16 protein-coding genes are annotated in these 16654 nt (G+C 67.6%); 6 read left to right on the plus strand and 10 right to left on the minus strand.

Annotation, left to right across the window (positions count from 1 at the left end; genetic code table 11):
• Positions 1-27 precede the first annotated feature (27 nt).
• Positions 28-483, plus strand: coding sequence for a GtrA family protein (locus AB0M22_RS15475; RefSeq protein ID WP_364726102.1), 456 nt, complete (start codon positions 28-30; stop codon positions 481-483).
• 15 nt (positions 484-498) lie between these two features.
• Here the strand turns inward: AB0M22_RS15475 and AB0M22_RS15480 are convergent, their stop codons facing one another.
• The 3 genes from AB0M22_RS15480 to AB0M22_RS15490 all read right to left on the minus strand — a co-directional run bounded on the left by AB0M22_RS15480 (position 499) and on the right by AB0M22_RS15490 (position 4181).
• The gene (locus AB0M22_RS15480) at positions 499-1128 is read right to left on the minus strand and encodes a pyridoxamine 5'-phosphate oxidase family protein (protein WP_364726105.1); all 630 of its coding nucleotides are present in this window, start codon (positions 1126-1128) and stop codon (positions 499-501) included.
• A 237-nt stretch (positions 1129-1365) separates the two neighbouring features.
• Entirely contained in the window at positions 1366-3552 is a 2187-nt protein-coding gene (locus tag AB0M22_RS15485; protein WP_364726108.1) for a molybdopterin-dependent oxidoreductase, read from the minus strand.
• A 146-nt stretch (positions 3553-3698) separates the two neighbouring features.
• Positions 3699-4181, minus strand: a complete 483-nt coding sequence (locus tag AB0M22_RS15490; protein ID WP_150400612.1) for a hypothetical protein — start codon at positions 4179-4181, stop codon at positions 3699-3701.
• A 315-nt stretch (positions 4182-4496) separates the two neighbouring features.
• Here AB0M22_RS15490 and AB0M22_RS15495 point away from each other — a divergent pair, with 315 nt between their 5' ends.
• Together AB0M22_RS15495 and AB0M22_RS15500 are read left to right on the plus strand one after the other, a co-directional pair.
• Positions 4497-5072 carry a DUF4282 domain-containing protein gene (locus AB0M22_RS15495; RefSeq protein ID WP_364726112.1) on the plus strand — a complete coding sequence of 192 codons (576 nt, stop codon included), beginning with the start codon at positions 4497-4499 and terminating at the stop codon, positions 5070-5072.
• Positions 5073-5315: 243 nt separating this feature from the next.
• Positions 5316-6164: a helix-turn-helix transcriptional regulator gene (locus AB0M22_RS15500; protein ID WP_364726115.1), complete on the plus strand. Its 849-nt coding sequence runs from the start codon at positions 5316-5318 to the stop codon at positions 6162-6164.
• Positions 6165-6189: 25 nt separating this feature from the next.
• On the opposite strand, the gene AB0M22_RS15505 is transcribed toward AB0M22_RS15500, so the two are convergent.
• Positions 6190-6615, minus strand: a complete 426-nt coding sequence (locus AB0M22_RS15505) for a MarR family transcriptional regulator (RefSeq protein ID WP_364726118.1) — start codon at positions 6613-6615, stop codon at positions 6190-6192.
• An 85-nt stretch (positions 6616-6700) separates the two neighbouring features.
• Here AB0M22_RS15505 and AB0M22_RS15510 point away from each other — a divergent pair, with 85 nt between their 5' ends.
• The gene (locus tag AB0M22_RS15510; protein ID WP_364726121.1) at positions 6701-8170 is read left to right on the plus strand and encodes an MFS transporter; all 1470 of its coding nucleotides are present in this window, start codon (positions 6701-6703) and stop codon (positions 8168-8170) included.
• A 68-nt stretch (positions 8171-8238) separates the two neighbouring features.
• Here the strand turns inward: AB0M22_RS15510 and rfbC are convergent, their stop codons facing one another.
• Together rfbC and rfbA are read right to left on the minus strand one after the other, a co-directional pair.
• The gene (rfbC, locus tag AB0M22_RS15515) at positions 8239-8787 is read right to left on the minus strand and encodes a dTDP-4-dehydrorhamnose 3,5-epimerase (RefSeq protein ID WP_364726124.1); all 549 of its coding nucleotides are present in this window, start codon (positions 8785-8787) and stop codon (positions 8239-8241) included.
• 2 nt (positions 8788-8789) lie between these two features.
• Positions 8790-9662, minus strand: coding sequence for a glucose-1-phosphate thymidylyltransferase RfbA (gene rfbA / locus AB0M22_RS15520; protein WP_364726127.1), 873 nt, complete (start codon positions 9660-9662; stop codon positions 8790-8792).
• A gap of 236 nt (positions 9663-9898) precedes the next feature.
• On the opposite strand from rfbA, the gene AB0M22_RS15525 reads away from it, so the two are divergent.
• Positions 9899-10891: an alpha/beta hydrolase gene (locus AB0M22_RS15525; RefSeq protein WP_364726130.1), complete on the plus strand. Its 993-nt coding sequence runs from the start codon at positions 9899-9901 to the stop codon at positions 10889-10891.
• Between the two features lie 141 nt (positions 10892-11032).
• On the opposite strand, the gene AB0M22_RS15530 is transcribed toward AB0M22_RS15525, so the two are convergent.
• Together AB0M22_RS15530 and AB0M22_RS15535 are read right to left on the minus strand one after the other, a co-directional pair.
• Positions 11033-11752, minus strand: coding sequence for a hypothetical protein (locus AB0M22_RS15530; RefSeq protein WP_364726133.1), 720 nt, complete (start codon positions 11750-11752; stop codon positions 11033-11035).
• Positions 11753-11930: 178 nt separating this feature from the next.
• Positions 11931-12635: a hypothetical protein gene (locus tag AB0M22_RS15535; protein WP_364726136.1), complete on the minus strand. Its 705-nt coding sequence runs from the start codon at positions 12633-12635 to the stop codon at positions 11931-11933.
• Positions 12636-12944: 309 nt separating this feature from the next.
• On the opposite strand from AB0M22_RS15535, the gene rfbB reads away from it, so the two are divergent.
• Complete coding sequence (gene rfbB / locus AB0M22_RS15540; protein WP_364726139.1) at positions 12945-13946, plus strand: dTDP-glucose 4,6-dehydratase; 1002 nt, start codon at positions 12945-12947, stop codon at positions 13944-13946.
• A gap of 1 nt (position 13947) precedes the next feature.
• Here rfbB and AB0M22_RS15545 read toward each other — a convergent pair whose 3' ends face one another.
• On the minus strand, positions 13948-15528 hold the full coding sequence (locus AB0M22_RS15545; protein WP_364726142.1) for a DUF2142 domain-containing protein: 1581 nt from the start codon (positions 15526-15528) through the stop codon (positions 13948-13950).
• Entirely contained in the window at positions 15525-16517 is a 993-nt protein-coding gene (locus AB0M22_RS15550; protein WP_364726145.1) for a glycosyltransferase, read from the minus strand. The genes AB0M22_RS15545 and AB0M22_RS15550 overlap by 4 nt, the downstream gene beginning before the upstream one ends.
• Between the last annotated feature and the right edge of the window lie 137 nt (positions 16518-16654).

Below are 16654 nucleotides of genomic sequence, written 5' to 3' on the forward strand. Positions count from 1 at the left end.
CGGTTTAGCGCCCGCTACGCTCGTCGCGTGCATGCCGAACCCCACCTGCCGCTCCCGGCCGAGCTGCCGCTGGTCGACGAGCCGGGCGGTACCGACGTCGACCTGAAGACCCAGATCGTCCGGTTCACCCTGACCGGCGGCCTGTCGGCGATCGTCGACTTCGGGCTGTACAGCCTGCTGTTCAACCTGATCGGGCTGCCGCGCGAGGCGGCCAAGTCGCTCAGCTTCATCGCCGGCACCACCACGGCGTACCTGATCAACCGGCGCTGGACCTTCCAGGCCCCGCCGAGCCGGGCCCGGTTCATTGCCGTGGTGATCCTCTACGCGGTCACCTTCGCCGTCCAGGTGGGTATCAACGCGGTGCTCTACGACGCGCTCCCCGACGCCGTCTGGCGGCAGCTGCTGGCCTTCGTGGTCGCGCAGGGCACGGCCACGGTGATCAACTTCATCGTCCAGCGTCTGGTGATTTTCAAGATCCACTAGCCGCCGCGGGGCGGATCAGTGGGTGACCAGCGCTCCGGTCCGGTCGCCGCTGCTTGCCTTGGCGCCGAAGAAGTCGCCGCCCTTGGCGCGGACGTTGTCGGTGCCCCAGTCGCGGCGCTCGCGGTCGGCGGGCACCAGGTGCGGAATGTGCTTGCGGCAGTGGATGTACGCCTCTTCGACGTCGACCACCACCCAGCGTTCGGCGGCGCGGCCCTTGAGGTTCTCCGGCAGGCCGGGGGTGACCTTGCGCAGGGTGGCGTCCGGGATGATCCGGGCCGAGCCGTTGATGTGCAGGCCGATCAGGTCGCGAACGAAATCGATGAGCAGGATCCCGACGTGCGGGTTCTCCAGGATGTTGCCCAGGCTGGCCAGCACGCCGTTACCGCGGTATTCGGGGTACGCAATCGTGCGTTCATCGATGACGTGCAGAAATCCGGGCTCGCCCGCGCGGAAGCTGGAATCGCATTCGCCGTGCTTGTCCGAGGTGGCGATGAAGGCCATCTCCATCCGGCCGATGAATTCGATCATCGTCGGATTCAGCTGCTCCAGCACTTGGTCGTGATAGAAGCGAGCAGCTCTTTCCTGTGTGCCGTACCGCTCCTGTAGCTCGTGCTCGCCGTCGCTGCCGCACTGTGTACCGGGCATCTTCGCCACCCTCTGGTTGCCGGAATCCGGATCCGCGCGGGTCGACGCTGAGCTCGCGACTAAACCGAAATCCTGTCCATTTTAGTCCGTTCGGTCTGGCAAAAGCTGTGAAACCAACGTTGAGAATGCACCGAATGCGTAGTTAGCGCAAGGGATTCCGGGTTTCGACAACAAGCCGACCGGCCGGGATGATTAACCCCGGCGGCCGACTCGATCGGCGAGCGGTCGGCGCGTGCGTCACGCCGGATTCAGCGTCACCGGGACGCCGTTGAAGATGGCGTTGCCGGAGGGCACGTCGACCACCGAATCATCGGTCAGCACATTGGCATTGACGCCGGCGTGCTGCCGGGCGACGGTCTGCGTGCTGTCCGCGTGGCCCCAGCCGTGCGGCAGGCTGACCACCCCGGGCATGATCGTGTCGGTCGGCTCCAGCGGCACGGTCAGCGTGCCCGCGGCGGACTTCACCACCGCGTGCTCGCCCAGGCCGAGCCTGGCCACATCGGCCGGATTGATGTGCAGCGTGCAGCGATTGGAGCCGCTCACCAGCTGGCCGATGTTGTGCATCCAGCTGTTGTTGGACCGCAGCTGGCGGCGGCCGATCAACACCACGTCCGGCGCGAGGTCGGCCAGCCGGGCCCGCATCCTGGCCACGTCGTCGAGTAGCGGCTGCGGGGCGAGGTCCACTCGTTTCGACGCGGTCCGCAGCGCGTCGGGTAGCCGCGGCTGCAAAGGCCCGAGGTCGATGCCGTGCGGATTGTCCAGCAGCACTTGCAGATTCAGCGTGCCGCCGTTCCATTCGCCGTAGGGTCCGAGGCGCAACATCAGGTCGATGCGCTGTTCGGTGGTGTCCAGGCCGACCAGTTCGGCGCGCCGCTCGGCCAGGCCGGCCTTCTGCAACGTGCCCGCGATGATCAGCTCGTCCACGCCGGTCAGCGGGTCCACCCCGTCCGCGCTCTCGTGCGGCATGCCGGAGACGGCCGCGGCGAGGCGGGCCAGCACCCCCGATTCCGAGGGCCGATCGCCCAGCGGGACCAGCGGGCGGGAGTAGCGCGTGTAGTTGCGCACCGCGAACTGCAACAGGGCGAAGTCGTAGTGCGGCGACTGCACCGGCCGCGGCGGCGGCAGGATCACGTCCGCGTGCCTGGTGGTTTCGTTGAGGTAGCGGTCGACGCTGACCATGAAGTCGAGCTGGGCGAACGCGGCGTCCAGGCGGGCGCCGCTCGGCGCGGACAGCACCGGATTGCCTGCCACCGTCACCAGCGCGCGGATCTGCCCCTCGCCGGGGGTGAGGATCTCGTCGGCCAGGGTGGCGACCGGCAGTTCGCCCATCGCCTCGGGCAGCTCGCGGACCCGGCTGGTCCAGCGCCCGAGCCGGAACGGCCGGCTGCGAGTGATCCCGCCCGCCGCCGCGGTTGCGAACATCGCGCCGCCGGGCCGGTCCAGGTTGCCGGTCAACGCGTTGATCGCATCGACGAGCCACTGGGTGATGGTGCCGAATTCCGCTGTGCAGGTGCCGATTCTGGCGTAGACCGCCGCGGTCGGCGCGGCGGCCAGCTCGCGGGCCAGCCGAATCACCGTCGCCGCGGGTATGCCCGTGCGCAGGGCCACCGAGTCCGGGCTGAATGCCGCTGCGGCCGTGCGTAGTTCGTCGAACCCGTCGACCGCGACCTGAACGTCGGTGAGCTGCTCGGCGAACAGCGTGTGCACGATGCCGAACAGCAGATAGGCATCGCTACCAGGCCGGATGAACAGGTGCTCGTCGGCCAGCTTCGCGGTCCGGGTGACCCGCGGGTCGACCACCACGAACCGGCCGCCCCGGCGCTGCAACGCCTTCAACCGCCCGGGGAAATCCGGTGCGGTGCACAGCGATCCGTTCGATTCCAGCGGATTCGCGCCGAGCATCAGCAGAAAGTCGGTGCGGTCCAGGTCCGGCACCGGCACGGTCAGCGGATCGCCGAACATCAGCCCGCTGGCCACCTGCTTGGGCATCTGGTCGGCGGTGCTGGCGGAGAAAAGATTCTTGGTGCTCAACGCGCGCAGCAATACCGGCACGTACAGCGCGCCCGCCACGGTGTGTGCGTTCGGGTTGCCCAAATAGGCGGCCGCGGCCTGTTTTCCGTGCTCGGCGACCACCGCGGGAAAACGTTCCGCGATGAGATCGAAGGCGTCGTTCCAGGAGGCGGTCCGCCAGGTATCGGTCGCGCGATCGCGAATCATCGGCTCGGTCACCCGATCCGGATCTTCGTCGAGCGTGCCGAAACTCGCGCCCTTCGGGCAGATGAAGCCCTTACTGAATGGATCCGCTTTGTCGCCGCGGACCGAGGTCACGTGATCATCGGCATCGAGGGTGATTTCGAGTCCACACACGGCCTCGCACAGCGGGCAGGTGCGCAACAGGTTGCGAGATTCCGTGATGGGAGCCATGCCCCATCCTCCCGCGCCGGCGCTGGTCTGAAAAGAGAACGAGCGATTTGCGGTGGACTGCTGAAGCAAAACGACCGATACCGTCGGCGTGGGCCGGATATCGGTCGTGGTGGCCGGGCGAAAGCGCCCGGCCGTCGTCAACTACTTCAGCAGGCGACGCTGGTCAGCTGCGAGCCCTTGCGGGCGGTCGCGGCGCGGACGGCGGCGCTGATCGCGACGACCGGCGGGACCCAGCGGGCCTCGGCGGGTGCGACGCTCCAGCAGGCCGAACCGGCCGAGAGCTGGGTGGGCGGCAGCGGGACGCCCGCGCCGTCGGTGTAGACAACGGCACCTGCGGCGGTGAGCGCCTCGAGTGCCATGGCGGCCTTGCGGACGCCGGTGACCAAGTGGATCTCGCGACGCTCGGCGCCGGGCAGCTCGATGACCGGGCCGGACAGGTTGTTCGCCCGCAAGAAGCGGCGAACTTCGCCGGCCAGCTCGCCGCTGACCTCGATGGCGGAAAGGTCGTCATCGGTGATCAGGCAGAGACCGTTGGCCGTTTCTGCGACCGTCCATCCGCGCTGGGTGTAGTCCTGCGCAGCGGCGGTCATTGCGGCCGCCGAGACGGAAGTCGGAAACGTGGTGCGCACTGTTCTCTCCATTCCCCGGTAGATCTGGGTCCTGCATCTTCATGGGGCGTATCGGTGCGGGCTGTCCGCAGTGTTACGCGATCTTCAAAACTTCTTCAGGACTGTTGGCTACGTCTCTTTCAGCCCGGCTTGAAAGCCAATTGCTATGACGTTGCTAAAACTGTCCAGGATTTGTTGTCCCGCCGCTACTTTCGGCCGCTGACCTGTTCTTTCGCTGTGCCGTTCCGGCGAGGCGGCTGTGGATGGTGGGACTCGTGAGGTCTGCCAGGCATTCTCGGCTGGCTCGGATGTGCGATTGCGGGGAGGATTTCGCCCATGAGTGATGAGTCCAACGGCACCGGCAGGGGAAGTGAGCTGCCGAACCCGGAGGAGTACGAAGCCGAATCGCGGTGGATCACTTGGAAGGAATCGGCCGCGCGCCGATTCTCCCGCACCACCGCCGTCCCGGAGGAGCAGCCCCCGGAGCCGTTCGAGAGCCCGCGCGCCTTCGGCCAGTGGAGCGTCGAGGCGGCGCGCGGCCTGCTCGATGTGCAGTTCCGCCGCACGGCCACCCGCACGCTGCTGCCGCTGGTCTACATCCTCGGGCTGGTGTTCGCCTTCGCGGTGCCGATCGCGCTGACCGTGTCCATGTGGCGGGTCTCCGCGGTGCTGGGGGTGCTCGCGGCGCTGATCGGGGTGCCGCTCGGGCTGACCATCGCGGCCGCGGTGCGGCTGATCCTGGAATTCCTGGCCAACGCCTCGCGCCTGGCGAGCCGGATGGAGCACATCAGCGAGCTGGCCGACGATCTGTTCCAGGCGTTGTCCGATGTCGCGGAGCCGGTCAACCAGCTCTCCGAAGACGTTCGCGCGGTGCAGTTCTGGCGCTTCCGCAAGGGCGGCTCGCGCAGGTAGCGAACCGAATCGCCCCACGCCAAACTCTTTTGACGTTGCGAGGCCAACGGCCTGGCTGCGCCACCGATCGTGACCTTTGTCCGATTCGCTGTGAAACAATGCTGTTCGGATGCCGGGGTACCGACGAGCGGCATCTGGTAGGGATGGTCGCCATGACGAACTCGTGAGGGTTCGGTGCGACCGGCGCACGGCAACGAGGGGGGAACAACCATGGCTTTACCGGCGGGGACCACCGGGTCCACGATGCCAAGACGCCAGTTGGGGCGGCACCTGCGCGATCTGCGCAACCGGGCACGAATGACCACCAGGACGGCCGCGCAGCAGCTGGAATGGTCCGAGGCCAAGATCTGGCGGATCGAGACCGGCCAGACCTCACTGCGCAGCCTCGACGTCGAGGCGATGTGCAAGGTCTACGGCGCGCCGACCGACCTGATCGCACCGCTCACGGCCTTGGCCAGGGAGACCAAGGCGCGCGGGTGGTGGACCGCCTACGGGGACGTGATCGCCGAGGGCTACGAGGTCTACATCGGCCTGGAGGAGGCGGCCTCGCGGCTGTCCACCTACGAGAACGAACTGGTGCCCGGCCTGTTGCAGACCGAGGCCTACACCCGCGCGATGCTGCGCGCCGCGCGACCGGAGATGCCGGCCAACGAGATCGATCGCCGGGTGCAGCTGCGGATGGCGCGGCAGACGTTGGTCACCCGTCCCGATTCGCCGATGCACCTGGACGCGGTGATCAGCGAGTCGGTGCTGTGGCGGCGGATCGGCGGCGCCGAGGTGGCCGCGGGACAGCTGGAACACCTGCGCCGCATGTGCGACCTGCCGAACGTCCGAATCCGCTTGGTGCCACCGGATTCCGGCTACCACGAGGGCATGGACTCGGGCCGGTTCGTCATGCTCGAGTTCCCCGAGCTGCGGGTCGGCGAGCAGCCCGAGCCGCCGGTGGTCTACGTCGAGGCCTTCACCGGTCCGGTCTACCTGGACAAGGAAAACGAAATCGACCGGTACCGAAAGGCTTTCGCGAGCCTGGGCGCGGTCGCGGTGGACGCATGCGAAGGCATCGAAGCGGCCCTGGCCGGCGCCGGCGTCTGATCGCGCCGCCCGGCGGCGTTGTGTGTCAGCACTTTTGGCCGGGCGAACCCCAGGTCTCGGTCAACACCGCGCGGTGGGTGGGCAGTGCGCGGTCGTAGACCTCGCGACCCTTCTCGGTGAGGCAGACGAACACGGCGCGGCGATCGTCGGTGCACATGGTGCGGGCCACCAGGCCGTCACGTTCGAGCCGGGCCACCGCGCGCGAAAGCGCGCTCTGACTCAGGTAGATGTCGTTGGCCAGATCGCTCATTCGATAGTCGCCACAGTTGGCGTCGATCAGCCGGTCCAGGGTCTCGAACTCGCTGAGTCCGATCTGATGCTGTCCCTGTAGCGCTTTTTCCAGTGCGCAACTCACCGTCGCGTGCCGGTCGAGCAGCTCGCGCCACTCGCCAATCAGCCCGGTCTGCGCGACGGTGCGGCGGGCTGTCTCGATTGTCGACGGGTTCGACATGGCCCCATCCTAGTGATCGAGCGACGTCTATGCAACTGCATTAAATGTGTTGGCATTTAATGCGTGCGCATGTAACGTACCCCGCATGACTTCACCAGCAACCCTGGCGGCCGCTTCCGCGACCGATCCGACCAGATGGACTACCCGCCTTTGGGGCATGCTGATCACGCTGTGCATCGTGCTGTTCCTCGACGGCCTCGACGTGTCGATGATCGGGGTGGCGCTGCCGTCCATCGGCAACGAACTCGATCTCTCGACCTCAACCCTGCAGTGGCTGGTGAGCGGCTACATCCTCGGCTACGGCGGCCTGCTGCTGCTCGGTGGTCGTACGGCCGACCTGTTCGGGCGCCGCAAGGTCTTCCTCATCGCGCTGGCGGTCTTCGCCGTCGCCTCGCTCGCCGGTGGTCTGGTGAGCTCCGGACCGCTGCTGATCCTCACCCGATTCATCAAGGGCCTGGCCGCCGCGTTCACCGCGCCGACCGGTCTGTCGATCATCACCACCAACTTCGCCGAGGGCCCGGCCCGCAACAAGGCACTGTCCATCTACACCGTGTTCGGTGCCGGTGGCTACTCCTCCGGCCTGCTCTTCGGCGGCCTGATGACCGGCGTCGGCTGGCGCTGGACCTTCCTGCTGCCGGTCCCGATCGCGCTGGCCGCGCTGGCCGCCGCGTGGGTGCTGGTGCCCAAGGACAAGCCCGCCGAGGGTGGCGGCCACGATCTGTTCGGCGCGCTGCTGTCCACCTCCGCCATGCTGCTGCTGGTCTACACCGTGGTCACCGCGCCGGAGGCCGGTTGGGCCTCGGCGCGCACGCTCGGCTCGTTCGCCGCGGTGCTGGTGCTCTTCGCCGGGTTCATCGCGGTGGAGAAGCGGGTCAAGCACCCGCTGGTCCGGCTCGGCATCCTGCGCAAGGTGTCGCTGGTGCGCGCCAGCCTGGCCATCGTCGCGGTGGCAGGCTCCTACTTCAGCTGGCAGTTCATCGTGACCCTGTACATGCAGGACACCCTGGGCTGGTCGCCGCTGAAGCTGTCGATGGCGCTGCTGCCGGTCGGTCTGATGGTCGCGTTGTCGGCGGTGTTCTCGGACAAGCTGGTCGACCGGTTCGGCACCGGTCCGATCATCGGCGTCACCATGGCCGTGATGGCCGTTGGTTACCTGCTGTTCCTGCGGCTGGACACCGATCCGTCGTACTGGACCATGCTGCTGCCTGCCATCATGCTGATCGGCATCGGCTGGGTCGGCTTCCCCGCCATCAATATTCAGGCGACCAACGGGATCGACGACGACGAGCAGGGGCTCGCGGCCGGCGTGCTGCAGACCTCCATGCAGGTCGGTGCGGCCATCGTGCTCGCGGTGACCACCGCGATCATCGCGTCCGGCACGCACGGTGACACCTCGCCCACCGCGATGCTCGACACCTACCGGCCGGGTCTGATGTTCGCCGCGGCGGTCTCGATCGTCGGTGCGCTGGTTGCGCTTTCGGCCTTCTTCGTGAAGCGCGGCAAGCAAGCCGAGGTGGCCGCGAAGCCGGAACCGGAGCTGGAACTCGTCGGCTGACCCCCTCACAGCTGACACGGAAGGCGATGGTCGCCACCGAAAGGTGGTGTCCATCGCCTTTGTCGTACTCAGGAAAAGGGCGGCGCCGCAGTGTCTTTGGCTGAGCGGATGAAGGTCAGCGGACTGCCGTCGCGCCCGACCGTCGGCCAGTCGATACCCAGCCGCGGATCGAAAGCGTCGATGTCCCTATCGAATTCGGGCGTGTACTCGAGCGAGCACAGGTAGGTGACGGTGGAGTTGTCTGCCAGCGAGAGGATCGCGTGCCCCAGCCCCTCGGACAGGAACATCGAGCGCCGATCCACATCGTCGAGCAGCACGCTGTCCCAGCGACCATAGGTCGGCGAGCCCGGCCGCAGATCGACGACCACGTCGAGAAACGCTCCGCGCACACAGGTTACGTACTTCGCCTGTCCCGGCGGATCCTCGGTGTAGTGGATGCCGCGCAGCACGCCCGCCGCCGAGACCGAGCAGTTCACCTGCCGCAGATCGAACGGACGGCCGGTCGCCTTCTCGAACTCCGAGGCCTTGAACCCCTCGAGAAACATGCCGCGCCCGTCGCCGAGCTGGCGCGGGGTGATCACCCAGGCGCCGGGCACCGCCAGTTCCCTGAACTCCATGCTCACCAGTCCCGGCCGCGTTCGAGGATGTCGAGCAGGTAGCTGCCGTAGCCGGAGCGGGCGAGCGGTTCGGCCAGCTTGCACAGCTGTTCGTCGTCGATGAAGCCCATTCGCCAGGCCACCTCCTCGGGCACGCCGATCTTGAGGCCCTGCCGTTCCTCGATGGTGCGCACGTAGTTGGCGGCGTCCAGCAGCGAGTCGAAGGTGCCGGTGTCGAGCCAGGCGGTGCCGCGGGCGAGCACGTCGACGCGCAGCCGATCCTGTTCCAGGTAGGCCCGATTGATGTCGGTGATCTCGTATTCGCCGCGGGCGGAAGGCCGTAGCGTGCGGGCGATCTCGAGCACGTCGTTGTCGTAGAAGTACAGCCCGGGGATGGCGTAGTTCGAGCGCGGGGTCTTCGGCTTCTCCTCGATGGACACCGCGCGCCCGTCGGCGAACTCGACCACGCCGTACGCCGTCGGATCCGACACCCGGTAGGCGAACACCGCGCCGCCGTCGATCCCGGCGAAGCGGTTCAGGCTGGTGCCGAGGCCGGGACCGTGAAAGATGTTGTCGCCCAGCACCAGCGCCGCGTCGTCGGTGCCGATGTGGTCGGCGCCGAGCACGAAGGCGCGGGCCAGGCCGTCCGGCTCGGGTTGCACCACGTAGCTGATCGCGAGGCCGAACTGCGCGCCGTCGCCGAGCAGCCTGCCGAACGCGTCCGCGTCCTCGGGCGTGGTGATCACCAGGATGTCGCGGATGCCGGCCAGCATCAGGGTGGACAGCGGGTAGTAGACCATGGGCTTGTCGTAAACCGGGACCAGCTGTTTGCTGACCCCGCGTGTAATCGGGTGCAACCGGGATCCGGTGCCACCCGCCAGGATGATTCCCCGCATGACCAGGAGTCTGCCATTGGGGGCGGCGCTCGGCGTCGGCGAGGTTCCGAGTGCTCGTCGAATTGATTACGGAATCGGCGTTCTCGGTTTCGGGAGCCGCCGATTCGGTGATTCTGTTGCTTAGGTCACACAACGCATGGTGTTCTGAAACGACACTGTGTGAGATGTCAGCGCCGACAGCTCGCCTGGGACCCTCGGTCGTGGCTCGGCGCGCCAGTTGGTGAGGTAGGTGCGCGATGGCAGCGACCAGCGTCGGCGAGCCCGGCAATGTGATGAACCCGGAAAATCTGAGTGCCCCCGCGCGCCTGGTGTTGGCGGCCTGCTTGGGCGTCGTCCGGCCGGCCTTGCGCGCGGCGCCGATCACCCGCGCGACCATCCCGATCGGCGCGCTCGCCATCGACACCTTGGCCCGGTTGCGGCCCGAGCCCCAGGGCATCGATCGGGAGCAGGTGTCGCTCAACGGTTTCCGGATGGAGATCCTGCGCCCCGCGGGCGCGGCCAGGGCACTGCGCCACGGTGCCCTGCTGTACATGCACGGCGGCGGATTCGCGGTCTGTGGACTCCGTACCCATCGGCCGGTCGCGGCGAGCCTGGCGCGGCGTACCGGGCTGCCGGTGGTGAACGTCGACTATCGACAGCTGCCGAGCAATCGGATCACCAATTCGGTGGACGACTGCCTGACCGCCTACCGCTGGCTGCTGCGGCACGGCGCGGACCCGAGCCGGATCGTCTTCGCCGGCGACTCCGCCGGTGGTTACCTGACTTTCGCCACCGCGTTGCGCGCGATCGAGCTGGGCCTGCCCGCGCCGGCCGGGCTGGTCGGGTTGAGCCCGCTGCTCGATCTGGACTACGCGGCCAAGCGAACCCACGTCAACGTCCGGCGCGATCCGTACATCCCGCTGCTCGCGCTGGAGGCGGTGGTGCGCATCGGCGCGGAGATCGACGGCAAGCTCGATCCGCTGCTGTCCCCGGTGAACGGGATCCTGGCCGGCCTGCCGCCGGTGCTGCTGATCGCCGCCGAGGACGAGGTGCTGCGCTACGACTGCGAGCTGATGGCGCAGCGGCTCACCGCCGCGGGCGTGCCGAACGCGGTGGAGCTCTGGCGCGGTCAGGTGCACGCGTTCATGAGCATCGCGCCGAGCCTGCCGGAGAGCCGGGCCGCGCTGGCCCGGGTGTCGCGCTTCGTCCGGGCGCGGATCGAGGAGGGCCAACAGGCGCGGACCGCGTAAGCGGCCCGGCCTGTCCAGGCGAGCCCCGTTCCGCTTGTGGCCGGGACGGGGCTCGCGCATGCCCGGACACAACGAACCCCGCCCGGCCACTGGCCGAGCGGGGTTTCGCGGTGATATTCGGTTGTGCAGTACTGCTTTCGACTACTTGGCCGGCGCGGGCGGCGCCACGAACGGCTGGTTGATGGTGGTGAAGTACTGGATCGCCGCACCGATCGCGACCGGGGCGGTCACGAAGATCTGGCCCGCGATGACGCCGAGCGCGCCCATCGCGGCCGCACCGGCGAGGCAGCCGGCGATGATGCCGCCGACGAACGGGCCGAACAGGCCGACGATGGTGCCGCCGACGATGGTGCCACCGAGCGCGCCGCCGAGGACGCAGCCGACCGCCGCGCCGCCGAGGCCGCCGACCAGGGTGCCGATGGTGGCGCCCATGGAGATGGTGGAGGTCATGCGCGACCAGGCCGCCTGCTCACGGTCGTACTCGTTCTTCCACGGCGCCTTGTCCTCGTAGGGCAGGGCGACCGGCTTGTAGGTGGCTTTGTCCATCTCGAGCTGCGGGGTCAGCGTCGCGGTCCGGCCGGAGATGTCGGCGGCCAGCGGGAACTCGAAGTCATCGAGGCGGAACTTGAGCGGGGTGCCGGCGACGGTGGTGCCGTTGGCCGCCTTGATCTTCAGCGCGTCGTCCTCGACCACGATCGAGCCGGAGTCGATGGAGATGACCGACTGGGTGTCGGTGGCCTGGGAGGTGAAGTTGATCGGCGCATCGGCGGCCTCGGCGGGAGCCGCGTTGACCGTGCCCGCGGTGACGCCGAGCGCCGCGATTAGCAGCGCCGAGGTGGCGGCAAACTTCTTGATAAGCATGGGATTTAGTCCTCTGTCAGTTGCGTTCAGCAGGCGGGGGACGACCGTTGACCGAGTTCGCTAACTTCGGGTAACTCGATCGACGGGGAAGGAGCCCCGCCTAAGCAGTCGCCGGCGGGGCTCCTGGCTCGCTTTGTCGTTGTGCGAGTTCAGTTGTGTGGCAGCGTGGTTCGCCTGATTACTTGGGGGCGACGAACGGCTGGTTGATGGTGGTGAAGTACTGGATCACCGCACCGATCGCGACCGGGGCGGTCACGAAGATCTGGCCGGCGATGGTGCCGAGCGCGCCGACAGCGGCCGCACCGGCGAGGCAGCCGGCGATGATGCCGCCGACGAACGGGCCGAACAGGCCGACGATGGTGCCGCCGACGATCACGCCGCCCAGCGCGCCACCCAGGACGCAGCCGACCGCCGCGCCGCCGAGGCCACCGGTGAGGGTGCCGATGGTGGCACCCATGGCGATGGTGTCCTTCATGCGGTTGAACGCCGCCTGCTCACGGTCGTACTCGGTCTTCCACGGCGCCTTGTCTTCGAAGGGCAGGGCGACCGGCTTGTAGGTGGCCTTGTCCATCTCGAGCTGCGGGGTCAGCGTCGCGGTCCGGCCGGAGATGTCGGCGGCCAGCGGGAACTCGAAATCGTCCAGGCGGAACTTGAGCGGGGTGCCGGCGACGGTGGTGCCGTTGGCCGCCTTGATCTTCAGCGCCTCGTCCTCGACCACCAGGGATCCGGAGTCGATGGAGATGACGGACTGGGTGTCGGTGGCTTGGGAAGTGAAGTTGATCGGCGCGTCATCGACGGCCGGCGCCGCGTTGACGGTGCCTGCCGTTACGCCGAGCGCGGCGATCAGCAGGGCCGACGTAGCGGCGAATTTCCTCATCAGCATTTTGTTGAGAACCTCGATGTGAAGCGTTCGGAGGGGACTAGACGATCGAAATCTAGACCAGCTAACGAGTGGTGAACCGGTTGTGACCTTTTATTCAAATTTTGTTCACCAAAGAGACCCACGGCATGGTGGGGTCGCGGAAACATGCACTCTAGGTGCGGATTTCACCGCTGAATCGGACTGGGCGTCCTAGTTCTACTGCACAGTAAGAGACCAAGGTCACAGAGCGCAACTGTGGCGGAACCGCCGAGTTGGGCTGACGTGGACTGGATCCTGCCGCACCGCGCCCGTGGACGTAAGGTTCATAGGGTGCGATTGCTTGTCACCGGCGGAGCCGGATTCATCGGAGCCAACTTCGTCAAGCAGACCATTGTCGACCGTCCCGACACCACCGTAACGGTTCTGGACGCGTTGACCTATGCCGGAAATCGAGCATCCCTGGACCCGGTGGCCGAGCGCATCGATTTCGTCCACGGGGACATCGCCGATCTCGATCTGGTCGACGAACTCGTCAGTGGAGTGGACGCGGTCGTGCACTTCGCCGCCGAATCACACAACGATAACTCTCTGGCCGAGCCGTGGCCGTTCGTGCAGACCAATATTGTCGGCACCTATTCACTGCTGCAGGCCGTGCGCCGTTATGACGTGCGCTATCACCACGTGTCCACCGACGAGGTCTACGGCGACCTCACCCCGGACGCGCCCCCCTTCACCGAGCAGACTCCGTATAACCCGTCGAGCCCCTACTCGGCGACCAAGGCCTCGAGTGATCTGCTGGTGCGCGCCTGGACCCGTTCGTTCGGCGTCCGCGCGACGCTGTCCAACTGCAGTAACAACTACGGTCCGCTGCAACACGTGGAGAAGTTCATCCCGCGCCAGATCACCAACCTGATCGACGGCGTCCGGCCGCGGCTCTACGGCGCGGGCCATCAGGTGCGCGACTGGATCCACGTCGAGGACCACAACCGCGCGGTCTGGGACATCCTGGAGCGCGGGCGGATCGGGCAGACCTACCTGATCGGCGCCAAGGGCGAGCTGGACAACAAGTCCGTGGTGCGGATGATCCTGGAGGCGTTCGACCGCGACCCGGACGACTTCGACCACGTCACCGACCGGCCCGGCCACGACCAGCGCTACGCGATCGACGCGACGCTGCTGCGCACCGAACTCGGCTGGGCCCCGCGATACGCCGACTTCCGCGCCGGCCTGGCCGCCACCGTCCAGTGGTACCGCGATAACGAATCCTGGTGGCGCCCTGACAAAGCCGTCACCGAGCGGGCTTACGTCGCCGCGGGCGAGCAGACCCTCTAGCTCAGCCCCAGACGATGTCGTAGTACTTCCAGACCGCGCCGATCAGCGCGATCACGGTGGCGACGATGACCGTCACCGCGGGGCCGAGCGTCGGGGTCCGGCCCGCAACGTTGGTGAGCCGCAACGGCATCCAGCGCAGCAGCACCGCGAACGCGACGATCGCCAGCGGCACGAAGTAGCGGCCCTGCACACCGTCGATGATGTAGTAGCCGACCGGCGTGAACGACATGTACAGCGTCACGTAGATCATCGCCACGCTGGCCGCCACGGTCAGCGCGACGAGCAGCGTGCGCCGGAACGTGGCCGCGGTCATCCGATCCGCCACGCCGATGCTCACCGCGAAGGCGAACAGGCAGGCCAGCATGGTCAGCGCGGGCACATCGATATAAGCGAAGCCGAGCTCACCGAAGAACTGGCTGAACCACCGCTCGTCGCGCAGCGCGATGCTCTCGCCGAACACGTTGATGAAATGCCCTGGATCGGTGAGGATTCCGCGCAGTTGCTCGCCCGGCTTCACCGAATGCCACTGGTGCTCCGGTCGCATCAGGCCCATGCCGTCGCCGGTCGGCGCCGCGATCTTCATCCAGACTGCGAAGACCGCACCGCCGAGTGCCGCGAAGCCCCACGGGATTCCGCGCTTCCAGCCGGTGAAACCGAGCCGGTCCGCGGGTACCAGCACGACGAGCATTGCCAGCAGCACGTAGGTCGGCTTGCTGATCGGCAGCAGGATGGTCGCGGCCAGCAGTGCGCCGGTTTCCACCCGGCCGAGCCGCTCGCCCAGGAACAGCGCCTTCACCAGCAGCGCCGACACCATGATGGCCAGCGCGTTGGTCATGGTGTCCGCGGTGACCGTGCCCGCCTGGAACACCGCGATCGGCAGCACCGCGACGGTGAACGCCAGCCACTGCACCCGGTGCTTGCGCAGCGCGTACAGGCCGAAGCCGACCACGGACAGGTAGGCGAGCAGTCCGGCGAGCCTGGTCAGCGCGATCATCCCGCCGACGTCCAGGCCGAACAGCTCGGCGAGCCGAATGCCGATGGCCGCAGGGATATACGGCACCGGCGAGTAGGCCGCGGTGTTGGTGAACCAGACCGGTTCGGTGCGGTCGGACACCGCCGCGCCGCCGAGCCGGTCGTAGGCGCTCGGGTCCTCGACCATCGAGCCGGGCTCTTCGGGATTGGTCGTGTAGTCCCGCAGCGCGTAGCCCATCAGGGCGGTGATGCTGGTCGGGACGTCGCCGCCGTAGGCGACCCCGCGATCGTCGTGGATCTTTTGCGGCAGCAGCCCGCCGTGCGCGACCTGATAGGCGCGGCCGAACTGGGTGATCTCGTCATGACCCCAGAAGGCCGGCGTGAGCACCGTGAACAGTCCGCCGAAGATGGCGACGAGCACGGTGAAGGCGATCGTCGCGCCGCCGAGGCGGGTCACCAGCCTGCTCGCGACATCGCGGGCCGAACCGGACCCGGACGTCTTGACCGACACGGCTTTCGCCGTGCCGTTGGTCGCTGCGGGAGCCGTATCCTCCAGTGCCGGAGTGGATCCGCTGTCTTCGGTCGTGGCGCGTTCCGCCGAGGTGGTCACCGCCGGTCTCCGCCGGTGCCGGCGTCACCGCCGTTGCCGTTCGGATGGAAGTCGTCCGCGCTCACCGCGGAGTAGCGCAGGTACACCAGCCGCGCGGCCTCGTGCCGCGAGCGCCGGATGCCGTCCAGGATCAGGCCCGCGGTCCAGGCCAGGCTGCCGAGCAGCAGCAGGGTGAAGGCGAGGAACAGCGTCGGGAACCGGGGCACGGTGCCGGTGTTGTAGAACTCGACCACGATCGGGATGCTGAGCACGACCGAGACCAGCCAGCTCAGCGTGCCGAACAGGCCGTAGAACATGACCGGCCGCTCGTGCCTGGCCAGGCCGATGATCAGCGCCAGGATCTTGAGCCCGTCGTGATAGGTGCGCAGCTTGCTCTCGCTGCCCGCCGGGCGGTCGCGGAAATCGACCGGCACCGCGGTCCGCGGCACCCGCAGGTGCAGCGAGTGCACGGTCAGCTCGGTCTCGATCTCGAATTCGCGGGAGACCGCGGGGAAGCTCTTCACGAACCGGCGGGAGAACACCCGGAACCCGCTCAGCATGTCTTCGACGTTCTCGCCGAACACCTTGCCGACCACGCCGTTGAGCACCTTGTTGCCGGTCTCGTGGCCGGCCCGGTACGCCGAGCCGCTCTCGTCCTGCCTGCGCACGCCGAGCACGTGGTCGTACGGGCCGTCGAGCAGGGTCTTGATCATCAGCGGTGCGGCCGACGCCTCATAGGTGTCGTCGCCGTCGATCATCAGATAGACATCGGCCTCGATGTCGGCGAAGGCGCGGCGGACCACATTGCCCTTGCCCTTGGTGTACTCGTGGCGCACGATCGCCCCGGCGGCGCGGGCGCGCTCGGCGGTCTGGTCGGTGCTCAGGTTGTCGTAGACGTACACGACGATCCCCGGCACGGCGGCCTGCAGGTCGGCGACGACCTTGGCGACGGACGCTTCTTCGTTGTGGCACGGCACCACGGCGGCAATACGAAGCTCGGTGGAGTCCACCCGGGTCAATCCTCGCGATCGGTGGTGAATGTGGGAACACCGGGAGGGTACAGGGAACCCACCGTCGACGCGTGGCCGACCTCACCGCGTCGGGGGCGGAATTTTCGGTCGGGGCACGACGCGCGCGGGCTGCGGTA

This window comes from Nocardia sp. NPDC051756 (assembly GCF_040681495.1).
In the GTDB taxonomy this organism is placed as follows: Bacteria; Actinomycetota; Actinomycetes; order Mycobacteriales; family Mycobacteriaceae; genus Nocardia.

Coding starts and splice junctions, on each gene's coding strand:
- AB0M22_RS15480 (WP_364726105.1), bottom strand. CDS start 1,128: ATGCCCGGTACACAGTGCGGCAGCGACGGCGAGCACGAGCTACAGGAG.
- AB0M22_RS15485 (WP_364726108.1), bottom strand. CDS start 3,552: ATGGCTCCCATCACGGAATCTCGCAACCTGTTGCGCACCTGCCCGCTG.
- AB0M22_RS15495 (WP_364726112.1), top strand. CDS start 4,497: ATGAGTGATGAGTCCAACGGCACCGGCAGGGGAAGTGAGCTGCCGAAC.
- AB0M22_RS15500 (WP_364726115.1), top strand. CDS start 5,316: ATGCCAAGACGCCAGTTGGGGCGGCACCTGCGCGATCTGCGCAACCGG.
- AB0M22_RS15505 (WP_364726118.1), bottom strand. CDS start 6,615: ATGTCGAACCCGTCGACAATCGAGACAGCCCGCCGCACCGTCGCGCAG.
- AB0M22_RS15510 (WP_364726121.1), top strand. CDS start 6,701: ATGACTTCACCAGCAACCCTGGCGGCCGCTTCCGCGACCGATCCGACC.
- rfbC (WP_364726124.1), bottom strand. CDS start 8,787: ATGGAGTTCAGGGAACTGGCGGTGCCCGGCGCCTGGGTGATCACCCCG.
- rfbA (WP_364726127.1), bottom strand. CDS start 9,662: ATGCGGGGAATCATCCTGGCGGGTGGCACCGGATCCCGGTTGCACCCG.
- AB0M22_RS15525 (WP_364726130.1), top strand. CDS start 9,899: ATGGCAGCGACCAGCGTCGGCGAGCCCGGCAATGTGATGAACCCGGAA.
- AB0M22_RS15530 (WP_364726133.1), bottom strand. CDS start 11,752: ATGCTTATCAAGAAGTTTGCCGCCACCTCGGCGCTGCTAATCGCGGCG.
- AB0M22_RS15535 (WP_364726136.1), bottom strand. CDS start 12,635: ATGCTGATGAGGAAATTCGCCGCTACGTCGGCCCTGCTGATCGCCGCG.